Origin of the sequence: uncultured Planktosalinus sp. (assembly GCF_963973675.1) — a bacterium.
Lineage (GTDB): Bacteria > Bacteroidota > Bacteroidia > Flavobacteriales > Flavobacteriaceae > Planktosalinus.
In genome coordinates, this window is sequence record NZ_CAXBAN010000314.1 from 1 (window position 1) to 3,177 (window position 3,177).

General features: G+C 44.3%; 3 protein-coding genes and 1 pseudogene. All 4 read left to right on the forward strand.

What is annotated here, in order from left to right:
• The coding region (gene cysC, locus AACY61_RS11125; protein ID WP_339611659.1) for an adenylyl-sulfate kinase at window positions 1-568 on the forward strand (568 nt) is incomplete at its 5' end.
• A complete protein-coding gene (gene cysD, locus AACY61_RS11130; RefSeq protein ID WP_339611660.1) occupies window positions 561-1,466 on the forward strand; it encodes a sulfate adenylyltransferase subunit CysD in 906 nt (301 codons plus the stop codon). The genes cysC and cysD, both read left to right, overlap by 8 nt.
• A gap of 255 nt (window positions 1,467-1,721) precedes the next feature.
• Window positions 1,722-2,096, forward strand: a pseudogene (locus tag AACY61_RS11135) (endonuclease domain-containing protein).
• A 143-nt stretch (window positions 2,097-2,239) separates the two neighbouring features.
• Window positions 2,240-3,177, forward strand: a 938-nt coding sequence (locus tag AACY61_RS11140) for a GTP-binding protein (RefSeq protein WP_339611661.1), incomplete at its 3' end; no start/stop codon positions are given.

The following is a 3,177-nucleotide window of genomic DNA, read 5'->3' on the forward strand; positions in this document are numbered from 1 at the left end:
GCGAAAAGACCGTGCGCTTTCAAACCGGCATCCGGCTTTTGTACTGTGGTTTACCGGACTTTCGGGCTCCGGAAAATCAACCATAGCCAACGCGGTAGAAAAAGCCTTGTTTGAAATGAAGCTGCACACCTATACCCTGGATGGCGATAACATACGCTCGGGAATCAATAAAGGACTGGGATTTACGGAAACCGACCGCAATGAAAACCTGAGGCGCATTGCTGAAGTAGCAAAACTCTTTGTCGATGCCGGCACCATCACCCTGGCAGCCTTTATCTCTCCTTCTTTAAATGACAGGGCACAGGTGAAGAACATCGTTGGAGCAACCGATTTTTATGAAATTTTTGTCGACACGCCGCTGGAAGTCTGCGAACAACGCGATCCCAAAGGACTTTACAAAAAAGCGCGTGCCGGCGAAATCAAAAACTTTACGGGCATCGATGCACCCTATGAGCCACCACAGCAAGCAGACCTTGTGTTGAAAACAGATGAAGAGCCGTTACCGGAGCTCGTAAAAAAAGTAGTTACCTTTGTACAATCACTGATCCAAAAAAAACAGTATGAGTAAATATTTTCTCAATTATCTCGACGAACTCGAATCGGAGGCTCTATTTGTGTTGCGCGAAGTGTGGGCACAGTTTGAAAACCCTGTGATTCTCTTTTCCGGTGGAAAAGATTCCATTGTAGTGACTCATTTGGCTCACAAAGCGTTTTACCCTGCCAAGGTCCCGTTTCCTTTGATGCATATTGACACCGGACATAATTTTCCGGAAACCATCGAATTTCGGGATAAGCTGGTGTCAGAAAAGGGCTTGCAACTGTTGGTAGGCTCTGTACAGCAATCCATTGACGAAGGCAGGGTTGCCGAGGAACGTGGTAAAAATGCCACACGCAACATCCTTCAGACCACTACACTGCTCGATGCCATCGAATCACATAAAATTGACTGCGCCATTGGCGGCGGTCGCCGTGATGAAGAAAAAGCACGCGCGAAAGAACGCTTCTTTTCCCACCGCGACGACTTTGGACAATGGGACCCTAAAAATCAGCGTCCCGAATTGTGGAACCTGTTCAACGGAAAACAGTTTGAAGGCGAACACTTCCGGGCTTTCCCGATCAGTAACTGGACTGAAATGGATGTGTGGAATTACATTTTACGAGAACAAATAGAAATTCCATCGCTCTATTATGCCCACAAACGACAAGTAGTTTGGCGCAATGATTCCTGGATTCCCGTTTCAGAGTATTTAAAACTGGAACCTGGCGAGGCTATTGAAATCAAAAAAATCCGTTTCAGAACCCTGGGCGACATCACCATTACCGGAGGTATCGAATCAGACGCCGACACCCTTGAAAAAATCGTCGCGGAAGTAGCCGCCATGCGACAAACAGAACGAGGCAACCGCACCGATGATAAACGCAGTGAGAGCGCCATGGAAGACAGAAAGAGGGAAGGGTACTTTTAATAATCCGAATTATCCGAATTAAATGATAGTGAACTAAAATGAATAAAATTTTATAAAAGGAGGAAAGTTATAAGATTATTGGAGGGTTATTATAAGAGTTTATATCATTTTTATAAATTTGAATGGTTTTGATATAAAAGACACTGTTTAGCCCCCCGGCACCCTAAAGGGGGAGAATTATAGTCTTTACTATAATTCTATAAGATGGTTAAAATTATTTAAATGAAGGACCAAAATCCATATCACCACGAAAGTATGTGGAAAGGAGCAACGCAAAACACTTTTAATAAAGCAAAGCAGCTTAGGATGAATATGACTGAGGCAGAAAAAGTATTGTGGGAAGAATTGAAAATGAATAAGTTACAAGGATATAAGTTTAGAAGATAGCATCCGCTGCAAAATTATATTGTTGACTTTTACTGTCATTCTTTAAAATTAGTAATTGAGGTGGATGGGGAAATTCACTTAACTAGCAAACAAATTAAAATTGACCGGGAACGAACAGAAATATTAAACTTTAATGGTATAGATGTCATTCGTTTTACAAACGAAGATGTCCTTAATAAGTTAGATTATGTTTTAATGGAGATAAAAAAAGAAGTTAAACAGCGAGAGACCTCGTCCTTATAGTTAGAAGGAGAGGATTTGAACGTAAAATTAATTTGTACACGAGTGCCCCCCCCTTTAGGGGGTCGGGGGGCCGACGGGAGGTAGATGGGAGTAAAGCTTCCAATCCGTGCAATCAGTAAAAATCTGTGTAATAAAAAAATAAAATGGAATTAAATAACAATCAACTACTACGTTTCACCACTGCCGGTTCGGTCGATGACGGGAAGTCAACCCTCATCGGTAGACTGCTCTATGACAGCAAGTCAATTTTTGAAGATCAGCTCGCATCGGTGGAGGCTACCAGCAAGCGGAAAGGTCATGAAGGAGTAGACCTGGCATTATTTACTGACGGATTGCGTGATGAGCGCGAACAGGGCATTACCATTGATGTGGCTTACCGATACTTTACCACACCACGACGTAAATTCATCATTGCCGATACACCCGGGCACATCCAGTACACCCGCAATATGGTGACCGGTGCATCCACGGCCAATGCGGCCATCATATTGATAGATGCCCGTCACGGCGTGATAGAACAAACCAAGCGTCATGCCTTTATTGCTTCGCTGCTTCAAATTCCGCATATGATTGTTTGTGTTAATAAAATGGATTTGGTAGACCATCAGGAAGCTGTGTTCAATGACATCGTTGCTCAGTTTGAAGTGTTTTCGTCTAAGCTTGATGTACAGGATGTGCGTTTCATTCCCATCAGTGCACTCAATGGCGATAATGTAGTGAACCGCTCTGAACAAATGCCGTGGTTTCAGGGAGCTCCCTTGCTGCATACGCTGGAAACCATTCACATCAGCAGCGACACCAACAAAATCGATGCGCGTTTTGCCGTGCAAACGGTTTTGCGTCCGCAACGGGAAGGCTATCTGGACTACCGGGGCTATGCGGGTCGCATTGCCAGTGGGATCTACAGAGTGGGGGATGCTGTGACGGTCCTGCCTTCAGGTTTTAACTCTGTAATCAGCTCCATCAATGCCGGGGAGAAAGAGGTGACGGAAGCCTTTGCACCGATGTCAGTTTCTATGACCCTGGAGGACGATATTGACATCAGTCGGGGTGATATGATTGTGAAGTCCAATAACCAACC

Bases quoted from the DNA above. Each gene is read 5' to 3' on its own strand.
- cysD (WP_339611660.1), top strand. From the start codon at position 561: ATGAGTAAATATTTTCTCAATTATCTCGACGAACTCGAATCGGAGGCT.